This is a genomic window from Stappia sp. 28M-7, from assembly GCF_014252955.1.
Taxonomy (GTDB): Bacteria; Pseudomonadota; Alphaproteobacteria; order Rhizobiales; family Stappiaceae; genus Stappia.
Genome location: NZ_JACMIA010000001.1, coordinates 4,116,058 through 4,142,038 on the forward strand (window position 1 = coordinate 4,116,058; position 25,981 = coordinate 4,142,038).

Sequence of the window (25,981 nt, forward strand, 5' to 3'; positions counted from 1 at the left end):
TCGGATCGGGCGATCAGCCGCCGGCCTTGGCCTTGCTGCGCGTCGCCCGCTTGGGCGCCTCCGGCGGTGTCGGCGCGCCGTCCCCCGCCTGCGACTTGCGCTCGCGCACCGCACGGATGCGCGCGGCAAGCGACTGGGTGACCGCGCTGCCCGAGGCGCGCTCGCCCTCGGCAGCGGACACCTGCTCCGCATCGGCGACGGCCTGCAGAACCGGAGCCAGATCCTCGTCGGTTCCAAGAGAAGCGGCAACGGAAGCGGCCAGACCGGCAAGCTCCGAGCGCAGGGCAAGGAAATCATCGTTGCCGCGCAGTTCCGCCCGCAGGCGTTCGTTCTCGGTGCGCAGGCGCGCAGTCTCCCCGGCCAGCGTCTCGTCGCCCTGGGCGCCCTCCGCCAGCACCGACAGGCGGGTGATCTCCGCCTGCGCGGCGATCAGGCGCGACTCCGCCTCGAAAAGCCGATCGTCTCTGGCCCGCAACTCCTGACGGCTGAGACCGGCGCTTCGGGCTCCCCCCGATGCCGGCTCCGCAGCCGCATCGCCTGCCTCGCCCGACTGGGCGGCACGCTCCTCGGCGCGCTTCAGCCTGCGCTTGAGCGCGGCGATCTCGACCTCCAGCGCGGTCACCTTGGCAAGCTCGGAGGCACGGCCCATCGGATCCTCGCCAGCCTGATCGCCAGTCGGATCGCCAGCCTGCGGAACCGGCTGAGGCACAACGACGGCAGAGGGCACGGCGACCAGCGTCGGCATCCCGCCCTCGGCAGCCGCCTCCTCGCCATCCGCCTTGCCGGCCGTCGCTGTCTCCGCCGCCGCCATCAACCGCTTGAGGCTGCGCTCGAGCTCGCGGATACGGGCCTTCGCCCGCGCCAGCGCCTCGCCGCCGTCATGGATCTCGCGGCGCAGGTCTTCCTCGCGCGCCATCGCGTCGCCCAGCGCCTGATCCTTGGCGCGGAACTCGGCGCGCAGGTCGTCCGCCACCGCCTCGGCACGGTCCCGCGCGATGCGGTTTTCCGTCGCCTGCTGCTGCAGCCGCTCCAGCCCCGCCTCCAGTTTCCGGTAGTCGACCGCATGCCTGGCGCGCAGGCCGGCAATCTCGCCGCGCACATCCGCATGGGTCATGGGTGTCGTCGCCTCGACGGCGGCACGGGTGAGCCGCACCGCACGGCGCCACACGGTCGGCATGAGCGCCACCGACAGCAGGCCGGCCAGGCAGAAGCCGAGGGCCACATACATTGCCGCTTCAATCAAGACCGCTCACCACCGTCTGGCCCCTGAAACCTCGCAGGCCCGCATGCGCGCCTGGAGCCCGGCCGCCGCAGGCGGCCGCATCGGCACGCCTGCAAGTTTTACCATGCCTTCTGATACAAGACGCAGGGTCATGCGCCAAGCATCTCGCAAGGTCAGCTGTCAAAAAGGGTTCCAGGTCGGCTGGTCGGTAAACTTCAGGTAGCCGACATTGACGCCGAGACGCGCACCGACGCCGGCCCGCACCGGAACCACGTAGATGTCGTGGTTGGACAGCACCGTCATGCCGAAGCCGCCGATCAGATAGGCGGAGCCGTTGACGCCGACATAGCGGCGGTAGATCGCCGAGGTGTCCGGCAGATTGTAGACCAGCATCATCACCCGGGCGCCGTCGCCGCCGATGTCCCAGCCGAAGGACGGCCCCTGCCAGAACACCTTGTGGTTACCGGCGTTGCGCGTGTAGAGCTGCCCCTCGCCGTAGCGGGCACCGGCCAGCAGCGCGCCCGACCCTTCCTCGCCGAGGATGTAGCCGTTCGGCTGGCCGTATTGCGAGACCGCGCGCTCCACCACCGAGGCAAGTCCGCCCGACAGCTGGCCGAAGAAGCGGTGGCCGGCATCGACCAGTTCGCCCTGACTGTACTGCTCCGGCTGCTGCGCCCGCGCCTGCGGCACGCCCGCGGAAAGCAGCGCGGCGAGGCCGAGAACCAGCGTTGCGGCGAAGGCAGCCGCAGAACGGCGGGTGCGAAGATGGGAAAGTCGCGTCATGATGGTCCGTCCTCAACGCTCTCATGCAAGGGAACGGCGCGAGCCTTGCGGGCGGCCGGCACGACCGGCGCCGGACGCGGGCCGCGCCGGAAACCTCCGCGGTTGCCCCCGGGCCCGCCTTGCGGGCACAGTCATCGTCCGGGGATCGCGGGACTGATTCGATGTCAGAGTGTAGTCGAAATCGGAAAAGATTATGGTGGACGGCGCACCGATACTTGCGCGCCCTCCCGGCCGTGCTGGCGCTCGCCCTTTTGGCAGGTCCCGCGCATGGCCTCGACTACGCCACCGACCCGGTTTCGGGCTATGCGCTCGGCGGCCGCGACCCGGTCGCCTATTTCATCGACCGCATGCCGCGCGAGGGCGACCGGCGCCAGGAGCTGCGCTGGGACGACACCGTGTGGATGTTCGTCAACGAGGGCAACCGCGCCGCCTTCGAGAAGGACCCGCAGATCTATGCCCCGCATCTGAAAGGCTGCGATCCGCTGGCTCTGGCGGAAGGCTTCGTCACCATCGGCAACCCGCTGATCTTCGCGCTGCATGAAGGTCGCCTGCTGCTCTTCCATTCGGAGATCAACCGCTTCCTCTTCCTCTCCGACCCGGCCAGCCTGCTCGCCGAGGCGGAGAGCCGGGCGCGGGCGCAAGGGTGCAGCCGCTGAATTCCGCCATCGCCGGATGGCTTGGCAGCATGGGAAGGGCGGTGTAACCCTTTCGCAAGGGCCGAATCGTGCCGCGCGGCGGGTTTGTGCCAGCACCGCATCGGCCACGGCCACCGGCAAGACCGTCACGCTCACTGCCAGGACATCCGCAAGGACATCGCATGACCGCCATCGACGAACTCAGCGCCCTCGATCTTGCCGCCCTGGTGGCGAGCCGCGTCTGCCACGACATCATTTCTCCCGTTGGCGCAATTACCAATGGCCTTGAGGTTCTCGACGAGGAGAACAACGAGGACATGAAGGAATTCGCCATGGACCTGATCCGCAAGAGTGCGCGTCAGGCCTCGGCGAAGCTGCAGTTCGCGCGTCTTGCCTTCGGCGCTGCCGGATCGGCCGGCGCGGAGATCGACCTCGGCGATGCCCATTCGGTCGCGGCCGGCTTCCTGGCCAACGAGAAGGCGGATCTGGACTGGCAGGTGCCCCGTCTGCTGATGGCCAAGAACCGGGTCAAGCTGCTGCTCAACCTGATCCTGCTGGCCAATCAATGTGTCCCGCGCGGCGGCCTGATCACCGTCACCATGGACGGCGATGCGCAGGCGCCTACCTTCCGGTTGAAAGTAACCGGATCGACAACCAAGGTTCCTGCTCTTGTCCTCGAGATGACATCCGGCAAGGAGCCGGAGAGGATCGACGCGCATACCGTCCAGCCGGTCTATGCAGTGCTTTTGGCTCGGGAGTCGGGCATGGATTTAGAAGTCGTTAAGGAAGACGACGGAGTCAGCATTACTGCAGCCTCGATAGGTTAAACTGCGTCAAAAGCACCCCAGGCTGTTTCAGTCTATCTTAACTGTTTAAGCCGCATTGTCTCTGGCAGGGATGGGTGGTCCGGATACAGGGTCCGGATCGTGTACCAGTAACCAGTCGGGTGAGTGTGGCCATGGACGACCTGCTTAGCGAGTTCCTCACAGAAACGAACGAGAGCCTGGATGTCGTCGACGTCGAGCTCGTCAAGTTCGAACAGGAACCGAACAACGCGAAGATTCTCGACAACGTTTTCCGGCTCGTTCACACGATCAAGGGTACGTGCGGCTTCCTTGGCCTGCCGCGGCTGGAAGCCCTTGCCCATGCCGGCGAAACGCTGATGGGCAAGTTCCGCGACGGCGCCAAGGTGACGCCCGACGCGGTCTCGCTCATTCTCTCCTCCATCGACCGGATCAAGGAAATCCTGGCCGAGCTGGAGGCCGCCAACGGCACCGAGCCCGCCGGCAGCGACCACGACCTGATCTCCGAGCTGGAGCGCATGGCGCTGGAAGCCGACACCCGCGGCGATGCAGCAGCCGATGACGCGGCCGAGGCCGAAGACGACGGCATGGCCCGCGGCGAGCTGGTCGAGCAGGTGCTGGAGCGCCCGCTGCGTCCCGGCGAAGTCTCCCTCGACGAGCTGGAGCGTGCCTTCCGCGAAGCCGAGGTCGAGGTCGAACTCCCCGTTTCCGCTCCCCTGACCGAGATCGAGGCCGATGCCGAGATGGAGGCGGAAGCCGCCCCGCCGGCGCCGCTCGCCCCGCGCAACCGCGCTCGCGACGAAGCTTCGGCACCGCGCGAGACCGCCGAGAAGGGCGAGAAGAAGGCATCTGTTTCGAGCCAGTCCATTCGCGTTGCGGTCGAGACGCTCGAACATCTGATGACGATGGTCTCCGAGCTGGTCCTGACCCGCAACCAGCTGCTCGAGATCGTCCGCCGTCACGAGGACTCCGAGTTCAAGGTGCCGTTGCAGCGCCTGTCGAACGTCACTGCCGAGCTGCAGGAAGGCGTCATGAAGACGCGCATGCAGCCGATCGGCAATGCCTGGCAGAAGCTGCCGCGCATCGTCCGCGATCTCAGCCAGGAACTCGACAAGCCGATCGAGCTGGAAATGATCGGCGCCGAGACCGAGCTGGACCGGCAGGTTCTCGAGCTGATCAAGGATCCGCTCACCCACATGATCCGCAACTCCGCCGATCACGGGCTGGAGATGCCGTCCGACCGCCGCACTGCCGGCAAGCCGGAGAAGGGCACGATCACCCTGTCCGCCTATCATGAAGGCGGCCACATCATCATCGAGGTCAAGGACGACGGTCGCGGCATCGATGTCGACCGGGTCAAGGCCAAGGTGCTGGAGCGCGGGCTCGCCTCCGAGGCCGAGCTGGACAAGATGACGGATCAGCAGATCCACAAGTTCATCTTCCACGCAGGCTTCTCCACGGCGCAGAACATCACCAGCGTCTCCGGCCGCGGCGTCGGCATGGACGTGGTGCGCAACAACGTGGAGCTGATCGGCGGCACCATCGATCTGCGCTCGGTTCCGGGCCGCGGTTCGAGCTTCATCATCAAGATCCCGCTGACGCTTGCCATCGTCTCGGCGCTCATCGTCGAGGCCGGCGGCGACCGCTTCGCCATCCCGCAGCTGTCGGTGGTCGAGCTGGTGCGCGTCCAGTCCAACTCCGAGCACCGTATCGAGCGCATCAAGGACACGCCTGTCCTGCGCCTGCGCAACAAGCTGCTGCCGCTGGTGCACATGTCGCAGTTGCTCGGCGTCGGTCCCAATGGCGGCGATCAGGAGATCGAGTCCGACACCGGCTTCATCGTGGTGATGCAGGTCGGCAGCCAGACCTTCGGCGTCGTCGTCGACGGCGTGTTCCACACCGAGGAAATCGTCGTCAAGCCGATGTCCTCCATGCTGCGCAACCTGACCATGTTCTCCGGCAACACCATCCTGGGCGATGGTGCGGTGATCATGATCATCGATCCGAACGGCGTCGCCTCGGCCATGGCAAGCCATGCCTCCAGCGTCGTCGCCGAGAACGAGCGCAAGGAAGCCGAGGACGCCATGACCTCCGCCCTCGACGGGCAGTCGACCGTGTCGATGCTGCTGTTCCGTGCCGGCTCGCCCGAGCCCAAGGCGGTGCCACTGTCGCTGGTCACCCGCCTGGAGGAGTTCGAGGTCTCCAAGATCGAGCATTCCAATGGCCGGGACCTGGTGCAGTATCGCGGCTCGCTGATGCCGCTGGTCTACATCGAAGCCTCCCAGACACGCCGCGGCGAAGGCACCCAGCCGATGCTGGTCTTCTCCGACGCCGGCCGCTCCATGGGCCTCGTCGTCGACGAGATCGTCGACATCGTCGAGGACCGCATGCACATCGAGGTCGGCTCCGACCGGGCCGGCATCCTCGGATCGGCGGTCATCAAGGACAAGGCGACCGAGATCATCGACCTCGGCTACTACCTGCCGCAGGCCTTCGAGGACTGGTTCATGCGCAAGGAGATGGACATCGCCGCGCTGACCAAGAAGGTCCTTCTGGTCGACGACAGCGCCTTCTTCCGCAACATGCTGACGCCCGTCCTTAAGGCGGCCGGCTATGACGTCACCGCCGTCAACGGCGCGCGCCAGGCCTTCGAGCTGCTGGAGAACGGCGACACGTTCCAGGCGATCGTCAGCGACATCGAGATGCCGGAAATCAACGGCTTCGAGTTCTGCGAGGCCCTGCGTCGCGATCCGCGCTTCCGCAAGATGCCGGTTCTGGCACTGTCGGCCGTGGTCTCCCCGGCCTCCATCGAGCGCGGCCGTCAGGCCGGTTTCGACGACTATGTGGCGAAGTTCGACCGTCCGGGGCTGATCGCCTCGCTGAAGGACCTGTTCGCCGGTGAAATGGGAATTGCGGCATGAGGCACAACGACAATCTCGCGGCCGGTATCGACGATACCATCCAGTATGTCACCGTCATCATCGGCGGCCAGCTCTTCGGGCTGCCGATCAGCCAGGTGCACGACGTCTTCGTTCCGGAGAGCGTGACCCGCGTGCCGCTGGCCGCTCCGGAAGTGGCAGGCGTGCTCAACCTGCGCGGCCGCATCGTCACGGCGATCGACATGCGCAAGCGCCTGCACCTGCCGGCCAGGGATGCAAACGCCCAGGTCATGGCGGTCGGCATCGAGCACAAGGGCGAGAGCTACGGCCTCGTCATCGACCAGGTTGGTGAGGTGCTGCGCCTGTCGAACGACTCGATGGAGCCGAACCCGTCCAACCTCGACAAGCGCTGGGCGGAGATTTCCGGCGGCGTGCACCGGCTGGACGGCAAGCTGATGATCATCCTCGACGTCACCCGCCTCTTCGGAGCGATGTTCGAGCCCATGGCGGCGGCCTGACGCGACCAAACCGGCGAAGAGAAACCCGGCACTCGGGAGAACAAGATATGAAGCACTGTCTGGTCGTCGACGACTCCAGCGTCATCCGCAAGGTCGCTCGCCGCATTCTCGAGGACCTCTCCTTCGAGATCTCCGAGGCCGAGGACGGTCTCAAGGCCCTGCAGGCCTGCCGCGAGCGCATGCCCGACGCGATCCTGCTGGACTGGAACATGCCCGAGATGGACGGTCTGGAGTTCCTGCTGGCGCTGCGCAAGGAATATGGCGGCGAGAAGCCCATCGTGGTCTTCTGCACCACAGAGAATGACGTGGCCCATATCACCCGCGCCATGCGCGCGGGCGCCAACGAGTACATCATGAAGCCGTTCGACAAGGACATCGTGGAAGCGAAGTTTCAAGAGGCCGGGCTGCTCTAACCCCTCTGCAGGGCTGTACCACATGAACGCCAGTTCTTCAGCGCCGGCCCCCCGGGACGGCGCCAGGGCGGATTGCATCCGCGTCATGGTTGTTGACGACTCCGTCGTCATCCGCGGCCTGCTCAGCCGCTGGGTCGAGGCAGACCCGGCTCTGGAGCTCGTCGCCTCCCATCGCAACGGCAAGCTCGCGGTCGACGACATCGAACGTTCCAACCCCGATGTCGTGGTTCTGGACATCGAGATGCCGGAGATGGACGGCCTGACCGCCCTTCCCCTGATGCTGCGCAAGAAGCGCGATCTCGTCGTCGTCATGGCCTCGACGCTGACCCGCCGCAATGCCGAAGTCAGCCTGCGCGCCCTCTCGCTCGGAGCGCAGGATTACGTCCCCAAGCCGGAATCGACCAGCGAGGTCACGACCTCGATCGATTTCCGCCGCGAGCTCATCGACAAGGTGAAGGCTCTGGGTCAGCGCCGCCGCGGAAGCAGTTCGGCAGGCGGGCGCATGATGCGCGCCCAGACCGCAGCCGGCCGTACCGCATCGCAGGCCCCGGCCGGCTCGGCACCGGCCGGTTACACGCGTCTGGCCGCCGGCGCCGCGGCACCCGCCGCAGCTCCCGCGATCCGCACCCGCGCCTATTCCAGCGCCCGGCCGCGCATCCTTGCCATCGGTTCCTCCACCGGCGGTCCCCAGGCGCTGCAGCAGCTGTTCACCGACATCGGCACCGCGATCCGCGAAGTGCCGGTGGTGGTGACCCAGCACATGCCGCCGACCTTCACCGCCATTCTGGCCGAGCATATCGCCAAGGCGGCGCTGCGCCCGGCCAAGGAAGCGGAAAACGGCGAGGTGCTGAAGCCCGGTCACATCTATGTGGCGCCGGGCGGACTGCACATGGTCATCGACAAGGACGGCGGCCAGGTCGTGGCACGCCTGAACGACAGCCCGCCGGTGAATTTCTGCAAGCCCGCAGTCGATCCGCTGTTCGACAGCGTCGCCAAGATCTACGGCTCCGCCACCCTGGCAGTGGTGCTGACCGGCATGGGGCATGACGGTGCAGCCGGCGTGCGCACCATCGCCGCCGGCGGCGGCAGCGTCATCGCGCAGGACGAGGCGACCAGCGTGGTATGGGGCATGCCCGGTGCGGCAGCGCAGACGGGCATGTGTTGCGAGATCCTGCCGATCACCCGTATCGGCCCCAAGATCTCCGGATTGTTGAGTGGAGGCCCCAGGTGATTGCGTCACAGTTTGAGTATCTCAAGCAGTTCCTGAAGGCCAAGTCCGGACTGGTCCTGACCAACGAGAAGCAGTACCTGGTCGAAAGCCGGCTGCTGCCGGTTGCAAGGCGTCACAACCTCGCCGGCCTGTCGGAGCTCGTCCAGGCGATGCAGAAGCCGACCGGCGCGCAGTTGTGCACCGAGGTGGTCGAAGCCATGACCACCAACGAGTCCTTCTTCTTCCGCGATGGCATGCCGTTCCAGCACTTCCGGGAAGTGATGCTGCCCGCCATGCTGAAGGCCCGCGCCGACCGCCGGACCATCCGCATCTGGTGCGCGGCCGCCTCCACCGGCCAGGAGCCCTACTCGCTTGCCATCTGCCTGAAGGAAGCAGCCCAGAAGCTCGCCGGCTTCCGTGTCGAGATCATCGGCACAGACCTGTCGACCGAAGTTCTGGAGAAGGCGAAGAACGGCATCTACAGCCAGTTCGAGGTCCAGCGCGGCCTGCCGATCCAGATGCTGCTGAAGTACTTCACCCAGAAGGGCGACCTGTGGCAGGTCAACCCGGAGCTGCGCTCCATGGTGCAGTGGCGCAAGCTCAACCTGCTGGAGAGCTTCTCCACGCTGGGCTCCTTCGACATCGTCTACTGCCGGAACGTGCTGATCTATTTCGACCAGCCGACCAAGGTGGACGTGCTGCAGCGCATCTCCAAGCAGATGCCCGCCGACGGTTACCTGGTGCTGGGTGCGGCCGAGACCGTCGTCGGCCTCACCGACGCCTTCCGGCCGGTTCCGGACTTGCGGGGCCTCTACCAGCCGACGGCTGCCACCGGCACGCAGGGACTTGCATCCCGCTCGCGCTTCCAGGTGGCGGGCTGACACGCGGCAAACCGCACCTGCACGAACACGAGACGCCGGCGCCAACGCGCCGGCGTTTTGCATTGGGGCAATGCGCCGGACACAGGGCAGCACGCGACAGCCCGGGCGAAGCAATAGCTCACCGGGCCGGATGACCGGGCGAATGCTGGACCGCGGACGCAATGGATCAGCCCGTGAGGGTGACAGGTCGTCTCGATTTTTGGATGGTTTCGCAGCACCGGAGGCAAGTCGCTTGTCTTTCAAGCGACTGCCGGAAGATTGGCACCCCCAAGGGGACTCGAACCCCTGTTTCCGCCGTGAGAGGGCGGCGTCCTAGACCGCTAGACGATGGGGGCGTCGGGCCGGTCAGTGGCGAACAGGAGGCGTGGATAGAACGCTCGCGCGCCGAATGCAAGCCCCATTTTTCGCAAAGCCTGTGGACAGTGAAAAAAGAGGCGCATTTTGCCCACTCGCCTGTCCGAAGGCGCCCTCGCCCGCGGCAGCGCTCTCCCGGAGAGCCGCCGCGAGGCCGGGCAGTGCTGCCGTTATTGCGCGACGAACGTGGTCTCGCCGATGAGCCGGCCGGTCGCTGCTTCCAGATGCAGAAGCTTGCTGGCGGTGCCGTCGCGCACCAGCAGGATCAGCCGATCGCCCGACAGGACCATGCTTTCCACCCGCCCGTCCTTGCCGATGGCCACCGTTGCGGCTATATCGCTCCCGTCCGCCCGCTTGCCGCTTTCGGACAGCTTGTAGATGATGGCCGCGAGAACGGCCATGAAGCCGAGCACCATGACGAGGCTAGAGACGGCGAGCAGCCGCTTCAGCTTCTTCTGAACCCGTTCCATCGCCGGATCCAGCGGGGCTTCCGCGTCGCGGTCTTCGTCGTCCATTGCCGGATGTGTCATGTCTATGTCCATTGAAGAGGAAGGCGATGCCGATGGCGTCGCGATCGCAGCCCTTGCCGTTTCCGATGAGGATGCCGGCAGCCGCCTCGACGCCTGCCTTGCCCGCCACCTGCCGGAAATCAGCCGCAGCCGCATCCAGTCCCTGATCCGTCAGGGACGGGCGCGCGTCGGCGGGCGGACCATAATGGAGCCCAAATACCGGGTCAATTCGGGCGAGGAACTGGCGCTGGAGCTGCCCGAGCCGGAAGAGGCCGAGCCGACTCCCGAGGATATTCCGCTGACGATCGTCTACGAGGACGAACACCTTGTCGTGATCGACAAGCCGGCCGGCCTCGTCGTCCACCCCGGTCCCGGAAACTGGAGCGGTACGCTCGTCAACGCGCTGCTGCACCATTGCGGCGACAGCCTGTCGGGCATCGGCGGCGTCAAGCGCCCCGGCATCGTCCACCGGCTCGACAAGGACACCAGCGGCCTGCTGGTCGTTGCCAAGACCGACCTTGCGCATCAGGGGCTCGCCGCACAGTTTGCCGACCACGGCCGCACCGGGCCGCTGGAGCGCGAATATGTCGCGCTGGTCTGGGGTGCGCCCATGCAGCTGCGCGGCACTGTCGATGCGGATCTTGCCCGCTCCTCCGCCAACCGGCAGAAGATCGCGGTGACGAAATCCGGCGGCCGCCACGCCATCACGCACTGGCAGGTGCGCGAGCGCTTCGGCGCGAAGGACGCCCCCCCGATCGCTGCCCTGATGGCCTGCCGCCTGGAAACCGGGCGCACCCACCAGATCCGCGTGCACATGGCCCATATCGGCCACCCGCTGGTCGGCGATGCCGACTACGGCGCGCATTTCCGCACCAAGTCCGCGCGCCTGCCCGAGGAGGTCCGCGAGGTGGTGGACGCCTTCCCGCGCCAGGCCCTGCATGCAGGCCTGCTCGCCTTCGCCCATCCGGCGACCGGCGAGACGCTGCGCTTCGAAAGCCCCCTTCCCGAAGACATGGACACCCTGCTCAAGGCAATCCGGACGCTTTCGCCGGCATAATTTGCAAAATTATGTCCTGATATTGCCGAAATGAACCCTATATTGGGAAGTCCGGCGTGCCATTCGGGCGCCGAAACAGAATGCCCTGCGATGGCGGTTGCGCATCCGGCCCGGGCCGACGCGACCCCGGAGGGATCGTTGGGAGAAAGGGTGCATTCATGGCCCAGAACATTCCGGCGCTGAGTTCCGGCGAAGGCGGTCTCAGCCGATATCTGGACGAAATCCGGCGGTTTCCCATGCTGGAACCGCAGGAAGAATACATGCTCGCCAAGCGCTACAAGGAGCATGGCGACCCGGCCGCCGCCGAGCGGCTGGTGACCTCGCATCTGCGGCTCGTTGCCAAGATCGCCATGGGATATCGCGGCTACGGCCTGCCGATTTCCGAGGTCGTGTCGGAGGGCAATGTCGGCCTGATGCAGGCGGTGAAGCGTTTCGAGCCCGACAAGGGCTTCCGTCTCGCCACCTATGCGATGTGGTGGATCAAGGCCGCGATCCAGGAATACATCCTGCGGTCCTGGTCGCTCGTGAAGATGGGCACCACCGCCAACCAGAAGCGTCTCTTCTTCAACCTGCGCCGGCTCAAGGGCCGCATCCAGGCGCTCGACGAGGGCGACCTGCGTCCCGAGCATGTCACCGAGATCGCCACCAAGCTCGGCGTCAGCGAGGAGGAGGTCGTTTCGATGAACCGCCGGCTCGCCGGCGACGCCTCGCTCAACGCGCCGATCCGCGCGGAGGCCGACAGCGGCGAGTGGCAGGACTGGCTCGTCGACGAGAGCGACAGCCAGGAGGCGATCTTCGCCCAGCAGGAAGAGCTGGATCAGCGGCGCAAGCTGCTCGGCGATGCGATGGAAGTCCTCAACGACCGCGAACGGCGGATCTTCGAGGCCCGCCGCCTGTCCGAGGATCCGATCACGCTCGAGGACCTGTCGACCGAGTTCGGCGTCAGCCGCGAGCGCGTGCGCCAGATCGAGGTTCGCGCCTTCGAGAAGGTGCAGAAGGCGGTGCGCCGCGGCGCCCGCGAGCTGGAACAGCCGCAGGCCCAGATCGCCGGCCAGGCCTGACGGGCACCCGGCCCGTCTCGCCCGCCAAATCGCAGTCCCGCGCCCATCGCGCGGGACGCGAGCCTCCCGCAAAGCGGATTCCCCTTTCAGGCCCGATGCTCTAACCTTCCCGCGACGCAACGGACCGCATCAGGGGAGGCGGACAAGCACATGCGCATCACGCAACGCAAGCACCTGCTCGTGGCTGCGATCGGATGCCTGTTCCTGTTCGTCGTCACCGCGCTGCGGGCCTACGACCCCTCCTTCGTTTCCGCCATCCGCCTGATGGGGTTCGACGGATACCAGCGCTTCTGGCCCCGTCCGCAGGGCGAGTTCCCCGTGCGCATCGTCGACATCGACGAGCGCTCCCTGGCCGTTCACGGCCAGTGGCCCTGGCGCCGCGACACTCTGGCCGAGCTGACCCGCGCGCTCACGGAGCTCGGTGCTGCCGCCATCGCCTACGACGTGATCTTCGCCGAACCCGACCGCCTCTCGCCGCATCGCTATGTCCCGGACCTGAAGATCGGCAACGACGCGGCGCTGGAAGGGCTGGCAGAGCGCCTGCCCGACACGGACAAGGTCTTCGCCGAGGCGATTGCCGAGGCCCCCGTCGTGCTCGGTTTCGCGACGCTGCCCAACGCCAATGGCGGCAAGCCGGCGGCCAAGGCGGGCTTTGCCCATGCCGGCAGCGATCCGACCGGCAGCATTCCATCCTTCGCCTCCGCGCTGGTCAGCCTGCCGGTGCTGGAGGAGGCCGCCACCGGAAGCGGCGGCGTCAGTCTTTCCAGCCGCGACACGATCGGCATCGTGCGCCGCGTGCCGATGGTCTTCACCGACGGCACGGGCCTCTTCCCCAGCTTGGTGATGGAAGCCCTCAGGGTCGCCCAGGGCGCCGGGACCTTCATCATCCGCTCCGCCGATGCGAGCGGCGAACTGGGGGCCGGCGCTGCGGCCGTAACAGACATCAAGGTCGGCGCCCTGCCCTTCCCCACCACCGCACAGGGCGAGCTGTGGGTGTATTTCAACGAGGATCGGCCGGACCGCTACGTCTCGGCCGCCGACGTGCTGGATCCCGAGACGCGCGCGAGCCTTGCGCCGCAGATCGAGGGGCAGATCGTCTTCATCGGCACGTCCTCGGTCGGGCTCTACGATATCCGGGCCACGCCGCTCGGCGATCTCGTGCCGGGCGTCTCGGTCCACGCGCAGGCCGCCGAGCAGATCCTCGCCGGGACCTTCCTCAGCCGGCCGGACTGGGCGGACGGCGCCGAGATCATCGCCACCTTCCTGCTCGGCCTGATCGTCATCGCGCTGATCATCGCCTTCGGCTCGATCTGGGCGGCCGTGGTCGGCGGCGTGATCGCCTTCTCGCTCTATGCCGGCGCCATCCACCTGTTCCGCACGCAAGGGCTGCTGCTCGATCCGCTTTATCCGACCGCCGTGAACCTCTTTGTCGTCTACGCGGCGGCGACCGCGCTGCTCTATTTCCTCACCGAGCGCGAGAAGCGCTTCGTGCGGGCCGCCTTCGGGCAGTATCTGGCACCGGAAATGGTCAAGCGGCTGGAGACGGCGCCCGACGCGCTGCGGCTCGGCGGCGAGATGCGCGACATGACCATCATGTTCATGGATGTGCGGGGCTTCACCCCGATCTCCGAGCAGCTGACGCCGACGGATCTCGTCGCCTTCCTCAACGCGCTGCTGTCGCCGCTCTCCGATGAGATCCAGGCGCGCAGCGGCACCATCGACAAGTATATCGGCGACAGCATCATGGCCTTCTGGAACGCGCCGATGGACGTGGACGACCATGCGGCCAAGGCCTGCCGGACGGCGCTGGAGATGGTGCGGATCGTGGACCGGCTGAATGCCGAGGATGCCTTCCGCTTCCGCGAGCGCGGCCTGCCGACCCAGACGGTACGGATCGGCGTCGGGCTCAACACCGGCGAGGCCTGCGTCGGCAACATGGGCTCCGACCGCCGCTTCAACTACTCGGTGATCGGCGATGCGGTGAACGTCGCGGCGCGGATCGAGTCCAGCTGCAAGGCAGTCGGCGCCGATTGCGTCGTCTCCGAGGACACCGCCCGCGCGGCCGAGGGGTTTGCCTTCCTGGAGGCCGGCGCGATCCCGCTGAAGGGCAAGAGCGTGCCGATCCGCCTGTTCGCCCTGGTCGGCGACCCCGACTATGCCGCCGGAGAAGAATTCAAGGTACTGGCGGAAACCCACGCGGCGATGGTCGCGTCAATCGACGCCGGCAACCTGGAGGCGGCCCGCACAGGCCTTGCCGCCTGCCGCGAGAAGGCCCCCGAACGGCTGTCCGACATTTACGACCGCTTCGCCGAGCGCATCGAGGTGATGCCCCAGCGCGCGCCGGCTTAGGAAAGCCCGCCTCCGGCCGGGCGGTGCGGCCGAGCAAAAAGCGTCAGCACGCGCCCATCGAGCAGCAGCAGCCCGAAAATCAGCACCCCCATTCCAGCCATCTGCAACACGGACAGGGCCTCGCCCAGCAGGCTCGCGGACATCAGCACCGCCGAGACCGGGATCAGCAGCGTGACCAGCGAGGCGTTGGTGGCTCCGGCGTCGGCCAGCAGGCGGAAGTAGATGAGATAGGCGAGCGCGGTGCAGGCCGTGCCGAGGGCCGCGACCGAAGCCCATGCCGCTGGCCCCGCCATGGCCGGGGTCCAGCCGCCCGGCATGGAGCTTGCCTGCCAGACGGCGAGCGGCAGCAGCAACAGGCTGGATCCGGTCAGCTGCCCCGTCGCAGCGACCATGACCGGGACACCGCGAAAGCGGCGGGCGAATGCGGCAGCAAAGGCATAGGACAGCGCGGCGCCCAGACACAGGGCCTGAGCCCAGACCGGTTCGCCCGAAAGACCCGCCAGCGCCCCCGCCTCCAGCCCGGGAAGCAGCAGGAGCGCCACGCCGGCGAAGCCCACCGCAATGCCGGCGACGCGGTGCGCCCGCAAGACCTCCTGGCGAAAGAGCACGGAGGCGACCAGCACCGTGAAGATCGGCGTCGTCGCATTGAGGATCGAGGCAAGGCTCGCCGAAATGCCCGTCTGGCCCCACAGGATCAGCGAGAAGGGGATCGCATTGTTGAGCAGCCCCATCACCAGGAAGGCAGCGAGCGTGGAAGGGTCGCGCGGAAACACAAGTCCGCGCATCGCCAGCAGCCCATGCAGGACGAGCGCGGCCAGCAGCACCCGCAGGAAGGCAAGAACGAAGGGCGGAATCTCCACAAGCGCAATCTTGCCGAAGGGAAAGGTCGCGCCCCAAACGAGCGCGAGCGCGACAAGCAGCAGCCAGTTCTTCCAGGACATCGTCTTCCCCCAACGCGCGCATATGCCGTCCATGCCTAACGCGCGTGCTACCGCGCGCCCACCCGATATGAGACGCCGCCCGCCATCCAAGGTTGAAAAGTCGAAACAAGGGCTTGTAGCGGGCGGCAAGCGGGGTCAGGATCATTTTTCCCGCCGCTGCCAGGAATGCTGGCCCGAATGCCCGACACCCTGACCTCCCTCGCCTCACGCCCGCTGCTCTACCGTCTCGTGCCGCTGCTCGTTGCCGCCGGCCTGCTGCTCGGTGCCAACGGCGTCGCGATGACCGTGATCGCGGTGCGCGGCCGGCTGAACGGCCTGTCCGACACGACCATCGGCCTGTTCGGCTCCGCCTATTATGCCGGCTTCATTCTCGGGGTCCTGGTCACGCCGATCCTGATCCAGCGGGTCGGGCATATCCGGGTGTTCTCCGCCCTTGCGGCGCTGAGCGCCATCGCCGTGCTGCTGTTGCTGCTCACCGCGCCGGGCCTTTACTGGGCGGGCCTGCGCTTCGTCAGCGGCATCGCCTTTTGCGGCACGGCCATGGTGCTGGAAAGCTGGCTCAACGCGCTGTCGTCCAATGCCGAGCGCGGGCGCATTCTCAGCATCTACCGGATCGTCGACCTTGGCGCCGTCACCGGCGGCCAGTTCCTGCTGCCCGCTTTCGGCGCCGGCGGCTTCGAGATCCTGGTGGTCATCGGCCTCGTCTTCTGTGCCGCGCTGATCCCGGTCTCGCTCGCCCGCGAGGGCAATCCGCCGGTCTCCGATACGACGCGCATCAACTACCTGTCCATCTGGGTTATTTCTCCCGTCGCCGCCGTCGGCTGCCTGACCATCGGCCTGACCAACGGCGCCTTCCGGACGGTCGGGCCGGTCTATGCGGAAGGAGTCGGCCTCGATGCCGACGGGCTGGCGCTCCTGATCAGCCTGTGGGTGATAGCCGGCGCCATCTTCCAGTTCCCTCTCGGTTGGGCCTCCGACCGCATCGACCGGCGTTATGTGCTGATCATGGCAACGCTGGGCGCCGGGCTCTCCTGCCTGTTCCTGTCGGGCGTCACCATGGAAGCGGCGATCTTCCTCGGCGCCTTCCTGTTCGGCGGCTTCGCGCTGCCGCTCTATTCGCTCTCGGCCGCCCATGCGAACGACCATGCCGGCCCCGGGCAATATGTCGAGCTGGCCGCCGGGCTCACCATGTTCTTCGCCCTCGGCGCCATGGTCGGCCCGCTCATTGCCTCGGCGGTGATGGACCGGTTCGGCCCGACCGCCTTCTTCGTCTATACTGGTGGCCTGCATCTGGCCTTCGTCGCCTTCGTCGGCCTGCGGCTCTTCATCCGAGGCGCTGCTCCGGCGAGTCGCCGGGGCCGCTTTGTCTGGCTGCTGCGCACCTCTCCGGCGATCTTTCGCCTGGCAAGCAGTCAGAAGGGGCAGGACAAGCCCGACCGGGAGTGACTTTTCCGCCGCGCCGGCGTGGAAAGCGGGTCTAGGGGCTCGTAAATGCGGATCACCGCCGCTATAGTCCGCCTCGCATTGCCCCGGTCGGCTGAACCGGGGTTTTTCGTGTGCGCTGGTGCCGCTGCCAGCCGGTTTGCCTGATCGAAGGAACGTCTCGAATGGCCAATGTCGTCGTCGTCGGATCTCAATGGGGTGACGAAGGGAAGGGCAAGATTGTCGACTGGCTGTCGGAGCAGGCAGACGTCGTCGTGCGCTTCCAGGGCGGGCACAATGCCGGCCATACTCTGGTGATCGACGGTGTCAGCTACAAGCTCTCGCTGCTGCCCTCGGGTGTCGTGCGCGGCAAGCTGTCGGTGATCGGCAATGGCGTCGTGATCGATCCGCATGCGCTGGTGGCGGAGATCGGCCGGCTGGCCGAACAGGGCATCCAGGTGTCGCCGGAAACGCTGGCCATCGCCGGCAACGCGACGCTGATCCTGTCGCTGCACCGCGAGCTCGACGCGCTGCGCGAGAACGCTGTCACCGGTACCAAGATCGGCACCACCAAGCGCGGCATCGGCCCGGCCTACGAGGACAAGGTCGGCCGCCGTGCCATCCGCATCATGGATCTGGCAAACCTGAAGAGCCTGCCGGCCAAGATCGACCGGCTGCTGGCGCACCACAACGCGCTGCGCCGCGGCCTCGGCGAGCCGGAAGTGGATCCGGCGACGATCTTCGGCGAGCTGGAAAGCGTCGCCGGCCAGGTGCTGCCCTACATGCAGACCGTCTGGTCGCTGCTCGACAATTGCCGCCGCGACGGCAAGCGCATCCTCTTCGAGGGCGCGCAGGGAACGCTGCTCGACATCGACCACGGCACCTACCCCTTCGTGACCTCCTCCAACACGGTCTCGGGGCAGGCGGCGGCCGGCAGCGGCCTCGGCCCGAGCTCCATCGGCTACGTGCTCGGCATCACCAAGGCCTACACGACCCGCGTCGGCGAAGGCCCCTTCCCGACCGAGCAGGACAACGAGGTGGGCGAGTTCCTGGGCACCCGCGGCCATGAGTTCGGCACGGTGACCGGGCGCAAGCGCCGCTGCGGCTGGTTCGATGCCGTTCTGGTGCGCCAGAGCTGCAGCATCAACGGCATCACCGGCATCGCACTGACCAAGCTGGACGTGCTCGACGGCCTCGACGAGATCAAGATCTGCGTCGCGTACGAGCTCGACGGCCAGCGCATCGACCACCTGCCCGCCTCTCAGGGCGCGCAGGCCCGCGTCAAGCCGATCTACGAAACCCTTCCGGGCTGGAAGGAATCGACGGAAGGCGCCCGCAGCTGGGCCGACCTGCCGGCGCAGGCGGTCAAGTATGTCCGCCATGTCGAGGAGTTGATAGGCGCTCCGGTCGCCCTGCTCTCGACCTCGCCGGAGCGGGATGACACAATCCTTGTCCAGAATCCGTTTCAGGATTAAGCCTTAAACCGTGGACCGCGCCCTGGCGCGGTCCTGTGTGCGGCGATCACGAGTGGCGATATGGCAGATTACTACCCGGTTTTGAAAAAAACCGTCGCAGCGCTTCCAGAGAACACCGGAGCAGCCCGGCGCGAGATCTACCAGCGTGCGCGCAAGGCCATCGTCGCCCAGCTCAAGGCCTATGATCCGCCGCTGTCGCCTTCGGAAATCACCGCAGAACAGCTGCGGCTGGAGGAATCCATCCGCAAGGTGGAGGCGGAGGCCGCGCGCGAAACCCTCGGGTTCTCCGCCGCGCAGCAGCCTGTCGCAACGCCTCGTCCGGCCGCACCGCAGCCGGCAGAAGCTCCCAAGCCGCCGCAACCCGCCGCCAGGCCGGCCGCGCCGGAAGCTCCCGCACAAGCTGCAAGCCCGGCGGCACCGGCGGCCGCTCGGCCGGCTCCGACACCGTCCGCTGCGCCCGCCGCACGCACCCCGGCAGCCACCGAGCCGCCGCGCGATACGCTGAAAAGCGCCATCGCCGAAGCCCGCAAGCTGGGCGATGCCGCCGATCAGGCAGGGCGTTCCGCCCGTGGCGCCCTGGACGGCGAGCCCGCCCGCACCGCGCCGCAAAAGCGCGAGCCGACCCTTGGCGCCGAACCGGCCATGGACGCCGGCGACGCCGGGTTTGGCGAGACCGGACGCGGATCGTCTGCACGCGGCAATCGCCTGCCCTCGTCTGCGCGCGATACCGGCCGGCCGCTGCCCTATGGCGGCGACATGCGTCCCTCCCGCCTTCCCGCCATCCTTGGCGGCGTTGCTCTCCTGATGCTGGTCGTTGGCGTCGGCGCCGTCGGCTATTCGCAGCGCGACGCGTTGATGGGCCTGTTCTCCGGCGACGAGAGCGAGACCGCGACGAGCCAGCCGGCCGCTCCGACCAGCACCACCGACACCCCGGCCGACAGCGGTTCGGATGCGGCGCCTTCCTCGCGCAAGGATACCGCGCGCCTGCTCGACGGCCCGGCTCCCGACGCACGCGCGGTCACCACGACCCGCATCACGCCCAACGGCCCGCAGACCGACACCCTGGCCCCGGCCGCTCCGTCCGGCCAGGACAGCGGCGGAGTGCGCACGGTGGAGCCGCAGGAGCCTGCGGCCCAGACCGACACTGCCGACACAACCGAAGAGCCGGATGCCGTCGAGACGCCGCTGGACGGCCCGGCCGAGACGCCGGCCGATGCCACGCCGCAGCAGGACACGCAGACCGCCGCCGCGACACCGGCCCAGCCCGATCCGACCGCCAGCAGCGATGCTCCGGTGGCCCAGCGTGCCATCCTCTACGAGGAAGGCGAGACGGGGGGCAGCGCCGGACAGGCCTCCGCCGGTCGCGCCGTGTGGAGCGTGGCGGAAGAAACCATCGACGGCCGCGCCGAGACGGTGCTGCGGATGCGCGTCGAAGTTCCCGAGCGCAACATCGCGGCCAATCTGACGCTGAAGCCGAACCGCGACAGCACGCTGCCGGCGAGCCACCTGCTCGAAGTGCAGTTCGAACTGCCGGAAGGCTTTTCCGGACAGGGCGTCGCCGAGGTTCCCGGTCTCGTGATGAAGACCACCGAGGAAGCCCGCGGCGATGCGCTGATCGGCGCTTCGGTGAAGGTCGCCGATGGCTATTTCTGGGTCGCGCTGTCCAACCTGCCGGATGAGCAGGAGCGCAACCTGAGCCTGCTGCGCGAGCGCGGGTGGATCGACATCCCGATGCTGTACGAGAACGGCAAGCGCGCCATCCTGACGCTGGAAAAGGGCACGCCCGGCACCCGCGCGGTGCAGCAGGCGACCGACGCCTGGCGCGCCGGCTGATCGGCCGCCGCGCGCAATCGCGAGCGGCATGATCCTCTATTGGCGAATGAGAAAAGGGCCGGAGCGGCGATGCCGCTCCGGCCCTTTCTTTCGTGTGGCAACGGGCGCCGCAAGGCGCCGCCCGCTCAGAACTTCAGCGGCTTCGCCTGCTTCACATGCGGCAGCGCCACGATCTTCGACAGCACCGCTTGGGGCACCTCGCCATCCACCTCGACTAGGCAGATCGCATCCTCGCCCGGTGCCGTACGGCCGAGATTGAACGTCGCGATGTTCACGTCCGCCTCGCCGAGCAGCGTGCCGAGCTGGCCGATGAAGCCGGGCTTGTCCTCGTTGGTGACGTAGAGCATGTGGGGACCGAGCTCGGCCTCCATGTTGATGCCCTTCACCTGGATGATGCGCGGCTTGCTGTCGGAGAAGACGGTGCCGGCGACGGAGCGTTCCTGACGCTCGGTCTTCACGGTCAGGCGGATGTAGTTCTCGTAGGCGCCAGCCTGGGCCCGGCGCACTTCCTCCACCAGAATGCCGCGCTCGCGCGCCATCACCGGAGCCGAGACCATGTTGACGGTCTGCAGCAGCGGCTGCAGCACGCCGGTAAGGGCGGCCGCCGTCAGCGCCTTGATGTTCATCTCCGCCACATCGCCCTCGTATTCGAGGCGAATGCTGCTGAGACCCGTCTCGGTCAGCTGACCGGCAAACGACCCCAGAAGTTCCGCCAGCTTGACGAAAGGCGTCAGGCGGGGGGCTTCCTCGGCCGTGATCGAGGGCATGTTCAGCGCGTTGGAAACGGCGCCCTTCATCAGGTAGTCCGACATCTGCTCGGCAACCTGCAGGGCGACATTTTCCTGCGCTTCGGTGGTCGAGGCCCCCAGATGCGGGGTGCAAACCAGGTTCGGAGCGCCAAAGAGGACGTTTTCCGTCGCGGGCTCGTCGACGAACACATCGACGCCGGCCCCGCCGACCTTGCCGCTCTCGAGTGCCGCGCGCAGCGCCACTTCGTCGACCAGTCCGCCGCGGGCGCAATTGATGAGGATGACGCCCGGGCGCATCTTCTCGATCGCCGCGGCATCGATGATGTTGCGCGTCTTGTCGGTCAGCGGCGTGTGCAGCGAGATCACGTCGGCACGCGCCAGCAGCGTGTCGAGATCGACCTTCTCGACGCCGAGATCGATGGCTCGCTCGTCGGAGAGGAACGGATCGAACGCCACCACCCGCATCTTCAGGCCGATGGCGCGGTCGGCAACGATGGAGCCGATATTGCCGCAACCGATCAGGCCGAAGGTCTTGGACGTGAGCTCCGCTCCCATGAAGCGCGACTTTTCCCACTTGCCGGCCTGGGTGGAGGTATCGGCGGCGGGAATCTGCCGGGCAACGGCGAACATCATCGCGATGGCGTGCTCGGCCGTGGTGATGGAGTTGCCGAAGGGCGTGTTCATCACGATGACACCCTTGGCGGAGGCCGCCGGAATGTCGACATTGTCGACACCGATGCCGGCACGGCCGACCACCTTGAGCCGGTCGGCAGCCTCGAGCAGCTTCGCCGTCACCTTGGTGGCCGAGCGGATCGCAAGGCCGTCATACTCGCCGATGGCGGCGAGAAGCGCGTCCTTGTCCTTGCCCAGATCCGGGCGGTAATCAACCTCGACGCCGCGCGAGCGGAAAATCTCGACAGCGGCTTCGGACAGCTTGTCGGAAATCAGAACCCTGGGGGCCATTGGCTAGTTTCCCTGGCTTGCCGGTTCGCCTCCCTTTGCGAGCGAGCTCGCAAAGGGAGGGAAGCCGGTCATGTCTGTCTCTCGTGTGGGAAAGAGGCTCAGGCGGCCTTGCCGGGCGCCTGCAACTGGCGCTCGAAAGCCCAGTCGAGCCAGGGCAGCAACGCCTCGACATCCGTCTGCTCGACCGTCGCACCGCACCAGATGCGGAAGCCGGACGGAGCATCGCGATAGGAGCCGATGTCATAGGCAACGCCGGCCGTGTCGAGAGCAGTAGCCATCGCCTTGGCAAAGGCTGCCTGCAAGTCGGCATCGAGCCCGGTCACGCGCGGATCGACGATCCGCAGGCAGACGGAGGTGTTGGAGCGGGTCGCCGGGTCGCTCGCCAGGAAGTCCACCCAATCGGTACGCTCCACCCAGTCGGCAATGGCTTTGGCATTGCCATCGGCCCGCGCGATCAGCGCCTTGAGGCCGCCGATCTCCTTCGCCCACTTCAGCGCGTCGATATAGTCCTCGACGCAGAGCATGGACGGGGTGTTGATCGTCTCGCCCTTGAAGATGCCCTCGATCAGCTTGCCGCCCTTGGTCATGCGGAAGATCTTCGGCATCGGCCAGGCGGGGGTGTAGCTTTCCAGGCGCTCGACGGCACGCGGGCTCAGGATGAGCATGCCGTGCGCGGCCTCGCCGCCAAGGGCCTTCTGCCAGGAGAAGGTGACGACATCGAGCTTGGAGAAGTCCATCGGCTGGGCGAAGGCGGACGAGGTCGCATCGCAGATGGTCAGGCCTTCGCGGTCGGCCGGAATCCAGTCGGCATTCGGCACTCGCACACCCGAGGTGGTGCCGTTCCAGGTGAAGACCACATCGCGCGAGAAATCGACCTTCGACAGATCGGGCAGCGCGCCATAGGGCGCCTCGAGGACCCGCGTGTCGGCAAGCCGAAGCTGCTTGATCGCATCGCTCACCCAGCCGGATCCGAAGCTTTCCCAGGCCAGCAGGTCGACGCCGCGGGGGCCGAGCAACGACCACATGGCCATCTCGACCGCACCGGTGTCGGAAGCCGGCACGATGCCGATCCGGTAGTCCGCCGGGACCTGGAGGACCTCACGGGTGAGCTCGATCGCCTCGGCAAGCTTGGCCTTGCCCGGCTTGGCGCGGTGGGAGCGGCCCAGAGGAGCGTCGGCAAGCGCCGCAGCCGACCAGCCGGGGCGCTTCGCACAAGGACCAGAGGAGAATTGGGGATTTTCCGGCCGAACGGCCGGTTCTGCATGCTGCGTCATCTGACTACCCTTTCAGATAGGTGCTCCTCGTTGGGGAGGAGTGGCCCACTGACGGGGATATCCGAAGGGCGGCCCGCCCGCAAGCGGTCAAAACAACGGAGACGGTCCGCTCGCGCCCGCAACGGGACGGGCAAACAAAAGGGACCGAGCGTAATCGCCCGGTCCCTCGAAACTCGACGACAGCCCGTGCGGCACGACGCCGCGCAGGGCGATCGGCTTAGTACTTCGCCATGATCGGCTCCGGCAGGAAGGCCGGGCCCGAGTTGAACGTGTAGCGCATGCCGACGCGGAACTCGTGCGCAGCCAGATCCTCGTAGCGGATCTTGTAGGACGGGTTGGCGCCGCCCGTGCTGAAGCTCTTGCTGTAGGCGTTGCCGATGTTCAGGTAGCGATAACCCGCATCGATGGCCCAGTTCTGGCTCAGCTCGTAGGAACCACCGGCCATCAGGGCCCAGGAGAAGTTCCAGCTGCTGTCGCCCGGATAGGAGCCGGAGGTGCCGTTCGGGTTGACGAACTTCACATCCTTGGAGGTGACGTAGGAGGTACCGACACCGGCGCCGACATACGGGGTGAAGCCCGCCCAGGTGCCCAGGTCGATATAACCGTTGACCATGAAGGTCAGCACGTCGATGTCGGCCGTCTCCGTGGAGAAGCCGCCGACGCCGGGGCCGCCGCACGGTGCAGGGCACGGCGCATAGCCGGTGACCTTGGCCGGGAACTCATAGTCCACCGTCACATCCGCGCGCAGATAGTCGCTGAACTTGTAACCGACGCCGACGCCGACCATGCCGGTGCGGTCCATCTTCTCATTGGCGAAGTTGGACGGCCCGTAGGCAACGCTCGGGGTCTGGTAGATCTTGTAGCCGATGTCGCCACGCAGATACCAACCGCCCGTAACAACCGGCACTTCGGGAACATGTTCGATCACCGGGATCGGCATATCCGCTGCATGGACGGCTGACGAGACGATTATCGCGACGCCAGCCAGGCACATTTTCTTGATATGGCTGCTCATGTCTCGGTCCTCGTAGGGTGCGTCCGAACAGTCATCCTTTGCCGGCCGCGCACGTGAAACACGAGGCTAGATTTGTATAAAATGCTTAAGGCTGGCTTAACCGTAAAATTTAACCGCCTTTTTTTACCTTAACGAAGAGTAAACAATCGCGAATACCCATTGCGATCGGCAATAGTTCTCCCCCGGTCTTTGCAAATCATTAACCATATGAAGAAGGCCGCCTCCCATTCGGGAAGCGGCCTCGTCACTGAAAAACTGGGGGCAAGCTGCTCAGGCGGCGGCGCGAGCCACGGCCTCGGCGATCCGGTCGACGACACCGGTCAGCACATCCTCGTTGTCCGCCTCGCCCATGACGCGGATCAGCGGTTCGGTTCCCGAAGCGCGGATCAGCAGGCGCCCGCTGTTGCCGAGCGTCTTGCGGCCATCCTCGATCGCGGCCTGGACGCTGGGATCATCGAGCGGCGTTGCCCCGGAATAGCGCACGTTGCGCAGGATCTGCGGCACCGGATCGAACCGGCGGCAGACCTCCGACACCGGCCGGCCGAGCTTGGAAACACAGGCCAGCACCTGCAGCGCCGCGACGAGGCCGTCGCCGGTGGTGGCGAAGTCGGACAGGACGATGTGACCGGACTGTTCGCCGCCCACATTGTAGCCGTGCTGGCGCATGTGCTCGACCACATAGCGGTCGCCGACCTTGGTGCGCGCGAGCGTCAGGCCGAGGCCGCCGAGATAGCGCTCCAGCCCGAGGTTGGACATCACGGTCGCAACGATGCCGGAAGCCGCCAGGCGGCCGTCCTCGAGCCAGGACTGGGCGACAACGGCCATCAGCTGGTCGCCGTCGACCACCTTGCCGTTCTCGTCGACGATGATCACCCGGTCCGCATCGCCATCCAGCGCGATGCCGATATCCGCCCTCACCTCGTGCACCTTGCGGCACAGCGCATCGGTGTCGGTGGAGCCGCATTTCAGGTTGATGTTGTAGCCGTCCGGATCGACGCCGATGGCGATCACCTCTGCACCGAGCTCCCACAGGACCTCGGGGGCGACCTTGTAAGCGGCGCCATTGGCGCAGTCGACGACGATCCTCAGGCCCGCAAGGCTCATCTCGCGCGGCAGGGTACGCTTGGCGAATTCCACATACCGGTCGCGCATGCCGTCGATGCGCTTGGCCCGGCCGAGCTCCGAAGGAGAGGCGAGCTGGCGCGACAGATCCTGTTCGATCAGCCGTTCGATCTCGCTCTCCACCTCGTCCGACAGCTTGTAGCCGTCGGGGCCGAAGAACTTGATGCCGTTGTCGTGATAGGGATTGTGCGAGGCGGAGATCATGACGCCGAGATCGGCGCGCACCGAGCGTGTCAGCATAGCCACCGCCGGCGTCGGCATCGGCCCGAGCAGCAGCACGTCGAGCCCGACGGCGGTGAAGCCCGCGACCAGCGCGTTCTCGATCATGTAGCCGGACAGACGCGTGTCCTTGCCGATCACCACCCTGTGGCGATGAACGCCATTGCGGAAGGACAGGCCGGCGGCCATGCCGACCTTGAGTGCGATGTCGGGCGTCATCGGCGCACGGTTGGCCGTGCCGCGAATGCCGTCGGTTCCGAAATACTTGCGCGTCATGTCGACCCTGTCTTCTGC

The 25,981-nt window shown here is 66.8% G+C and carries 21 protein-coding genes and 1 tRNA gene; 13 read left to right on the top strand and 9 right to left on the bottom strand.

Annotated elements, in window-relative coordinates:
- Nucleotides 1–13: 13 nt before the first annotated feature.
- Together H7H34_RS18475 and H7H34_RS18480 are read right to left on the bottom strand one after the other, a co-directional pair.
- Complete coding sequence (locus tag H7H34_RS18475) at nucleotides 14–1,243, bottom strand: coiled-coil domain-containing protein (protein WP_147421884.1); 1,230 nt, start codon at nucleotides 1,241–1,243, stop codon at nucleotides 14–16.
- A 159-nt stretch (nucleotides 1,244–1,402) separates the two neighbouring features.
- Nucleotides 1,403–2,005, bottom strand: a complete 603-nt coding sequence (locus H7H34_RS18480) for a DUF1134 domain-containing protein (protein ID WP_120269567.1) — start codon at nucleotides 2,003–2,005, stop codon at nucleotides 1,403–1,405.
- Between the two features lie 215 nt (nucleotides 2,006–2,220).
- Between H7H34_RS18480 and H7H34_RS18485 the strand changes: the two genes are divergently transcribed.
- The 7 genes from H7H34_RS18485 to H7H34_RS18515 all read left to right on the top strand — a co-directional run bounded on the left by H7H34_RS18485 (nucleotide 2,221) and on the right by H7H34_RS18515 (nucleotide 9,344).
- Nucleotides 2,221–2,661 carry a hypothetical protein gene (locus H7H34_RS18485; protein WP_208996736.1) on the top strand — a complete coding sequence of 147 codons (441 nt, stop codon included), beginning with the start codon at nucleotides 2,221–2,223 and terminating at the stop codon, nucleotides 2,659–2,661.
- 161 nt (nucleotides 2,662–2,822) lie between these two features.
- Nucleotides 2,823–3,467, top strand: a complete 645-nt coding sequence (gene chpT / locus H7H34_RS18490; protein ID WP_120269568.1) for a histidine phosphotransferase ChpT — start codon at nucleotides 2,823–2,825, stop codon at nucleotides 3,465–3,467.
- A gap of 131 nt (nucleotides 3,468–3,598) precedes the next feature.
- Nucleotides 3,599–6,364, top strand: a complete 2,766-nt coding sequence (locus H7H34_RS18495) for a hybrid sensor histidine kinase/response regulator (protein WP_185926075.1) — start codon at nucleotides 3,599–3,601, stop codon at nucleotides 6,362–6,364.
- Nucleotides 6,361–6,840 (top strand): chemotaxis protein CheW, encoded by a 480-nt coding sequence (locus H7H34_RS18500; RefSeq protein WP_067218805.1) that lies wholly within the window; start codon nucleotides 6,361–6,363, stop codon nucleotides 6,838–6,840. Before H7H34_RS18495 ends, H7H34_RS18500 begins: the two co-directional genes overlap by 4 nt.
- 47 nt (nucleotides 6,841–6,887) lie before the next feature.
- Entirely contained in the window at nucleotides 6,888–7,253 is a 366-nt protein-coding gene (locus tag H7H34_RS18505; RefSeq protein WP_067218802.1) for a response regulator, read from the top strand.
- Nucleotides 7,254–7,338: 85 nt separating this feature from the next.
- Complete coding sequence (locus H7H34_RS18510; protein ID WP_120269570.1) at nucleotides 7,339–8,484, top strand: protein-glutamate methylesterase/protein-glutamine glutaminase; 1,146 nt, start codon at nucleotides 7,339–7,341, stop codon at nucleotides 8,482–8,484.
- The gene (locus H7H34_RS18515; RefSeq protein ID WP_120269571.1) at nucleotides 8,481–9,344 is read left to right on the top strand and encodes a CheR family methyltransferase; all 864 of its coding nucleotides are present in this window, start codon (nucleotides 8,481–8,483) and stop codon (nucleotides 9,342–9,344) included. The genes H7H34_RS18510 and H7H34_RS18515 overlap by 4 nt, the downstream gene beginning before the upstream one ends.
- A 259-nt stretch (nucleotides 9,345–9,603) precedes the next feature.
- Here H7H34_RS18515 and H7H34_RS18520 read toward each other — a convergent pair.
- Nucleotides 9,604–9,679, bottom strand: a tRNA-Glu gene (locus tag H7H34_RS18520).
- A gap of 189 nt (nucleotides 9,680–9,868) precedes the next feature.
- Nucleotides 9,869–10,228, bottom strand: coding sequence for a hypothetical protein (locus H7H34_RS18525; RefSeq protein ID WP_120269572.1), 360 nt, complete (start codon nucleotides 10,226–10,228; stop codon nucleotides 9,869–9,871).
- Between H7H34_RS18525 and H7H34_RS18530 the strand changes: the two genes are divergently transcribed.
- The 3 genes from H7H34_RS18530 (at nucleotide 10,227) to H7H34_RS18540 (ending at nucleotide 14,674) form a co-directional block, all read left to right on the top strand.
- Complete coding sequence (locus H7H34_RS18530; RefSeq protein ID WP_120269573.1) at nucleotides 10,227–11,264, top strand: RluA family pseudouridine synthase; 1,038 nt, start codon at nucleotides 10,227–10,229, stop codon at nucleotides 11,262–11,264. The two genes, H7H34_RS18525 and H7H34_RS18530, sit on opposite strands and share 2 nt — an antisense overlap.
- A gap of 158 nt (nucleotides 11,265–11,422) precedes the next feature.
- Nucleotides 11,423–12,325 carry an RNA polymerase sigma factor RpoH gene (gene rpoH, locus H7H34_RS18535; RefSeq protein WP_067218790.1) on the top strand — a complete coding sequence of 301 codons (903 nt, stop codon included), beginning with the start codon at nucleotides 11,423–11,425 and terminating at the stop codon, nucleotides 12,323–12,325.
- Between the two features lie 150 nt (nucleotides 12,326–12,475).
- Entirely contained in the window at nucleotides 12,476–14,674 is a 2,199-nt protein-coding gene (locus H7H34_RS18540) for a CHASE2 domain-containing protein (protein ID WP_185926076.1), read from the top strand.
- Here the strand turns inward: H7H34_RS18540 and H7H34_RS18545 are convergent.
- Complete coding sequence (locus H7H34_RS18545; protein ID WP_185926077.1) at nucleotides 14,671–15,615, bottom strand: DMT family transporter; 945 nt, start codon at nucleotides 15,613–15,615, stop codon at nucleotides 14,671–14,673. The genes H7H34_RS18540 and H7H34_RS18545 overlap by 4 nt on opposite strands.
- A gap of 177 nt (nucleotides 15,616–15,792) precedes the next feature.
- Between H7H34_RS18545 and H7H34_RS18550 the strand changes: the two genes are divergently transcribed.
- The 3 genes from H7H34_RS18550 to H7H34_RS18560 all read left to right on the top strand — a co-directional run bounded on the left by H7H34_RS18550 (nucleotide 15,793) and on the right by H7H34_RS18560 (nucleotide 20,345).
- Nucleotides 15,793–17,061 (top strand): MFS transporter, encoded by a 1,269-nt coding sequence (locus H7H34_RS18550; RefSeq protein ID WP_158592717.1) that lies wholly within the window; start codon nucleotides 15,793–15,795, stop codon nucleotides 17,059–17,061.
- Between the two features lie 161 nt (nucleotides 17,062–17,222).
- Nucleotides 17,223–18,512 carry an adenylosuccinate synthase gene (locus H7H34_RS18555; RefSeq protein ID WP_185926078.1) on the top strand — a complete coding sequence of 430 codons (1,290 nt, stop codon included), beginning with the start codon at nucleotides 17,223–17,225 and terminating at the stop codon, nucleotides 18,510–18,512.
- Nucleotides 18,513–18,572: 60 nt separating this feature from the next.
- Complete coding sequence (locus H7H34_RS18560) at nucleotides 18,573–20,345, top strand: hypothetical protein (RefSeq protein WP_185926079.1); 1,773 nt, start codon at nucleotides 18,573–18,575, stop codon at nucleotides 20,343–20,345.
- Between the two features lie 125 nt (nucleotides 20,346–20,470).
- Here H7H34_RS18560 and serA read toward each other — a convergent pair whose 3' ends face one another.
- From serA to glmM, 4 genes are all read right to left on the bottom strand, one after another.
- On the bottom strand, nucleotides 20,471–22,057 hold the full coding sequence (serA, locus tag H7H34_RS18565) for a phosphoglycerate dehydrogenase (RefSeq protein ID WP_185926080.1): 1,587 nt from the start codon (nucleotides 22,055–22,057) through the stop codon (nucleotides 20,471–20,473).
- A 98-nt stretch (nucleotides 22,058–22,155) separates the two neighbouring features.
- The gene (locus H7H34_RS18570) at nucleotides 22,156–23,331 is read right to left on the bottom strand and encodes a phosphoserine transaminase (protein WP_185926081.1); all 1,176 of its coding nucleotides are present in this window, start codon (nucleotides 23,329–23,331) and stop codon (nucleotides 22,156–22,158) included.
- 217 nt (nucleotides 23,332–23,548) lie between these two features.
- Complete coding sequence (locus H7H34_RS18575; RefSeq protein WP_120269582.1) at nucleotides 23,549–24,346, bottom strand: outer membrane protein; 798 nt, start codon at nucleotides 24,344–24,346, stop codon at nucleotides 23,549–23,551.
- A 270-nt stretch (nucleotides 24,347–24,616) separates the two neighbouring features.
- Nucleotides 24,617–25,963, bottom strand: a complete 1,347-nt coding sequence (gene glmM / locus H7H34_RS18580) for a phosphoglucosamine mutase (protein ID WP_120269583.1) — start codon at nucleotides 25,961–25,963, stop codon at nucleotides 24,617–24,619.
- Nucleotides 25,964–25,981 lie beyond the last annotated feature (18 nt).

Excerpts from the sequence above, each read along its gene's own strand:
- H7H34_RS18505 (WP_067218802.1), top strand. The coding sequence starts at position 6,888 with ATGAAGCACTGTCTGGTCGTCGACGACTCCAGCGTCATCCGCAAGGTC.
- chpT (WP_120269568.1), top strand. The coding sequence starts at position 2,823 with ATGACCGCCATCGACGAACTCAGCGCCCTCGATCTTGCCGCCCTGGTG.
- rpoH (WP_067218790.1), top strand. The coding sequence starts at position 11,423 with ATGGCCCAGAACATTCCGGCGCTGAGTTCCGGCGAAGGCGGTCTCAGC.
- H7H34_RS18560 (WP_185926079.1), top strand. The coding sequence starts at position 18,573 with ATGGCAGATTACTACCCGGTTTTGAAAAAAACCGTCGCAGCGCTTCCA.
- glmM (WP_120269583.1), bottom strand. The coding sequence starts at position 25,963 with ATGACGCGCAAGTATTTCGGAACCGACGGCATTCGCGGCACGGCCAAC.
- H7H34_RS18530 (WP_120269573.1), top strand. The coding sequence starts at position 10,227 with ATGTCTATGTCCATTGAAGAGGAAGGCGATGCCGATGGCGTCGCGATC.
- H7H34_RS18575 (WP_120269582.1), bottom strand. The coding sequence starts at position 24,346 with ATGAGCAGCCATATCAAGAAAATGTGCCTGGCTGGCGTCGCGATAATC.
- H7H34_RS18550 (WP_158592717.1), top strand. The coding sequence starts at position 15,793 with ATGCCCGACACCCTGACCTCCCTCGCCTCACGCCCGCTGCTCTACCGT.
- serA (WP_185926080.1), bottom strand. The coding sequence starts at position 22,057 with ATGGCCCCCAGGGTTCTGATTTCCGACAAGCTGTCCGAAGCCGCTGTC.
- H7H34_RS18495 (WP_185926075.1), top strand. The coding sequence starts at position 3,599 with ATGGACGACCTGCTTAGCGAGTTCCTCACAGAAACGAACGAGAGCCTG.
- H7H34_RS18545 (WP_185926077.1), bottom strand. The coding sequence starts at position 15,615 with ATGTCCTGGAAGAACTGGCTGCTGCTTGTCGCGCTCGCGCTCGTTTGG.
- H7H34_RS18525 (WP_120269572.1), bottom strand. The coding sequence starts at position 10,228 with ATGACACATCCGGCAATGGACGACGAAGACCGCGACGCGGAAGCCCCG.
- H7H34_RS18480 (WP_120269567.1), bottom strand. The coding sequence starts at position 2,005 with ATGACGCGACTTTCCCATCTTCGCACCCGCCGTTCTGCGGCTGCCTTC.
- H7H34_RS18540 (WP_185926076.1), top strand. The coding sequence starts at position 12,476 with ATGCGCATCACGCAACGCAAGCACCTGCTCGTGGCTGCGATCGGATGC.
- H7H34_RS18555 (WP_185926078.1), top strand. The coding sequence starts at position 17,223 with ATGGCCAATGTCGTCGTCGTCGGATCTCAATGGGGTGACGAAGGGAAG.
- H7H34_RS18500 (WP_067218805.1), top strand. The coding sequence starts at position 6,361 with ATGAGGCACAACGACAATCTCGCGGCCGGTATCGACGATACCATCCAG.
- H7H34_RS18510 (WP_120269570.1), top strand. The coding sequence starts at position 7,339 with ATGGTTGTTGACGACTCCGTCGTCATCCGCGGCCTGCTCAGCCGCTGG.
- H7H34_RS18570 (WP_185926081.1), bottom strand. The coding sequence starts at position 23,331 with ATGACGCAGCATGCAGAACCGGCCGTTCGGCCGGAAAATCCCCAATTC.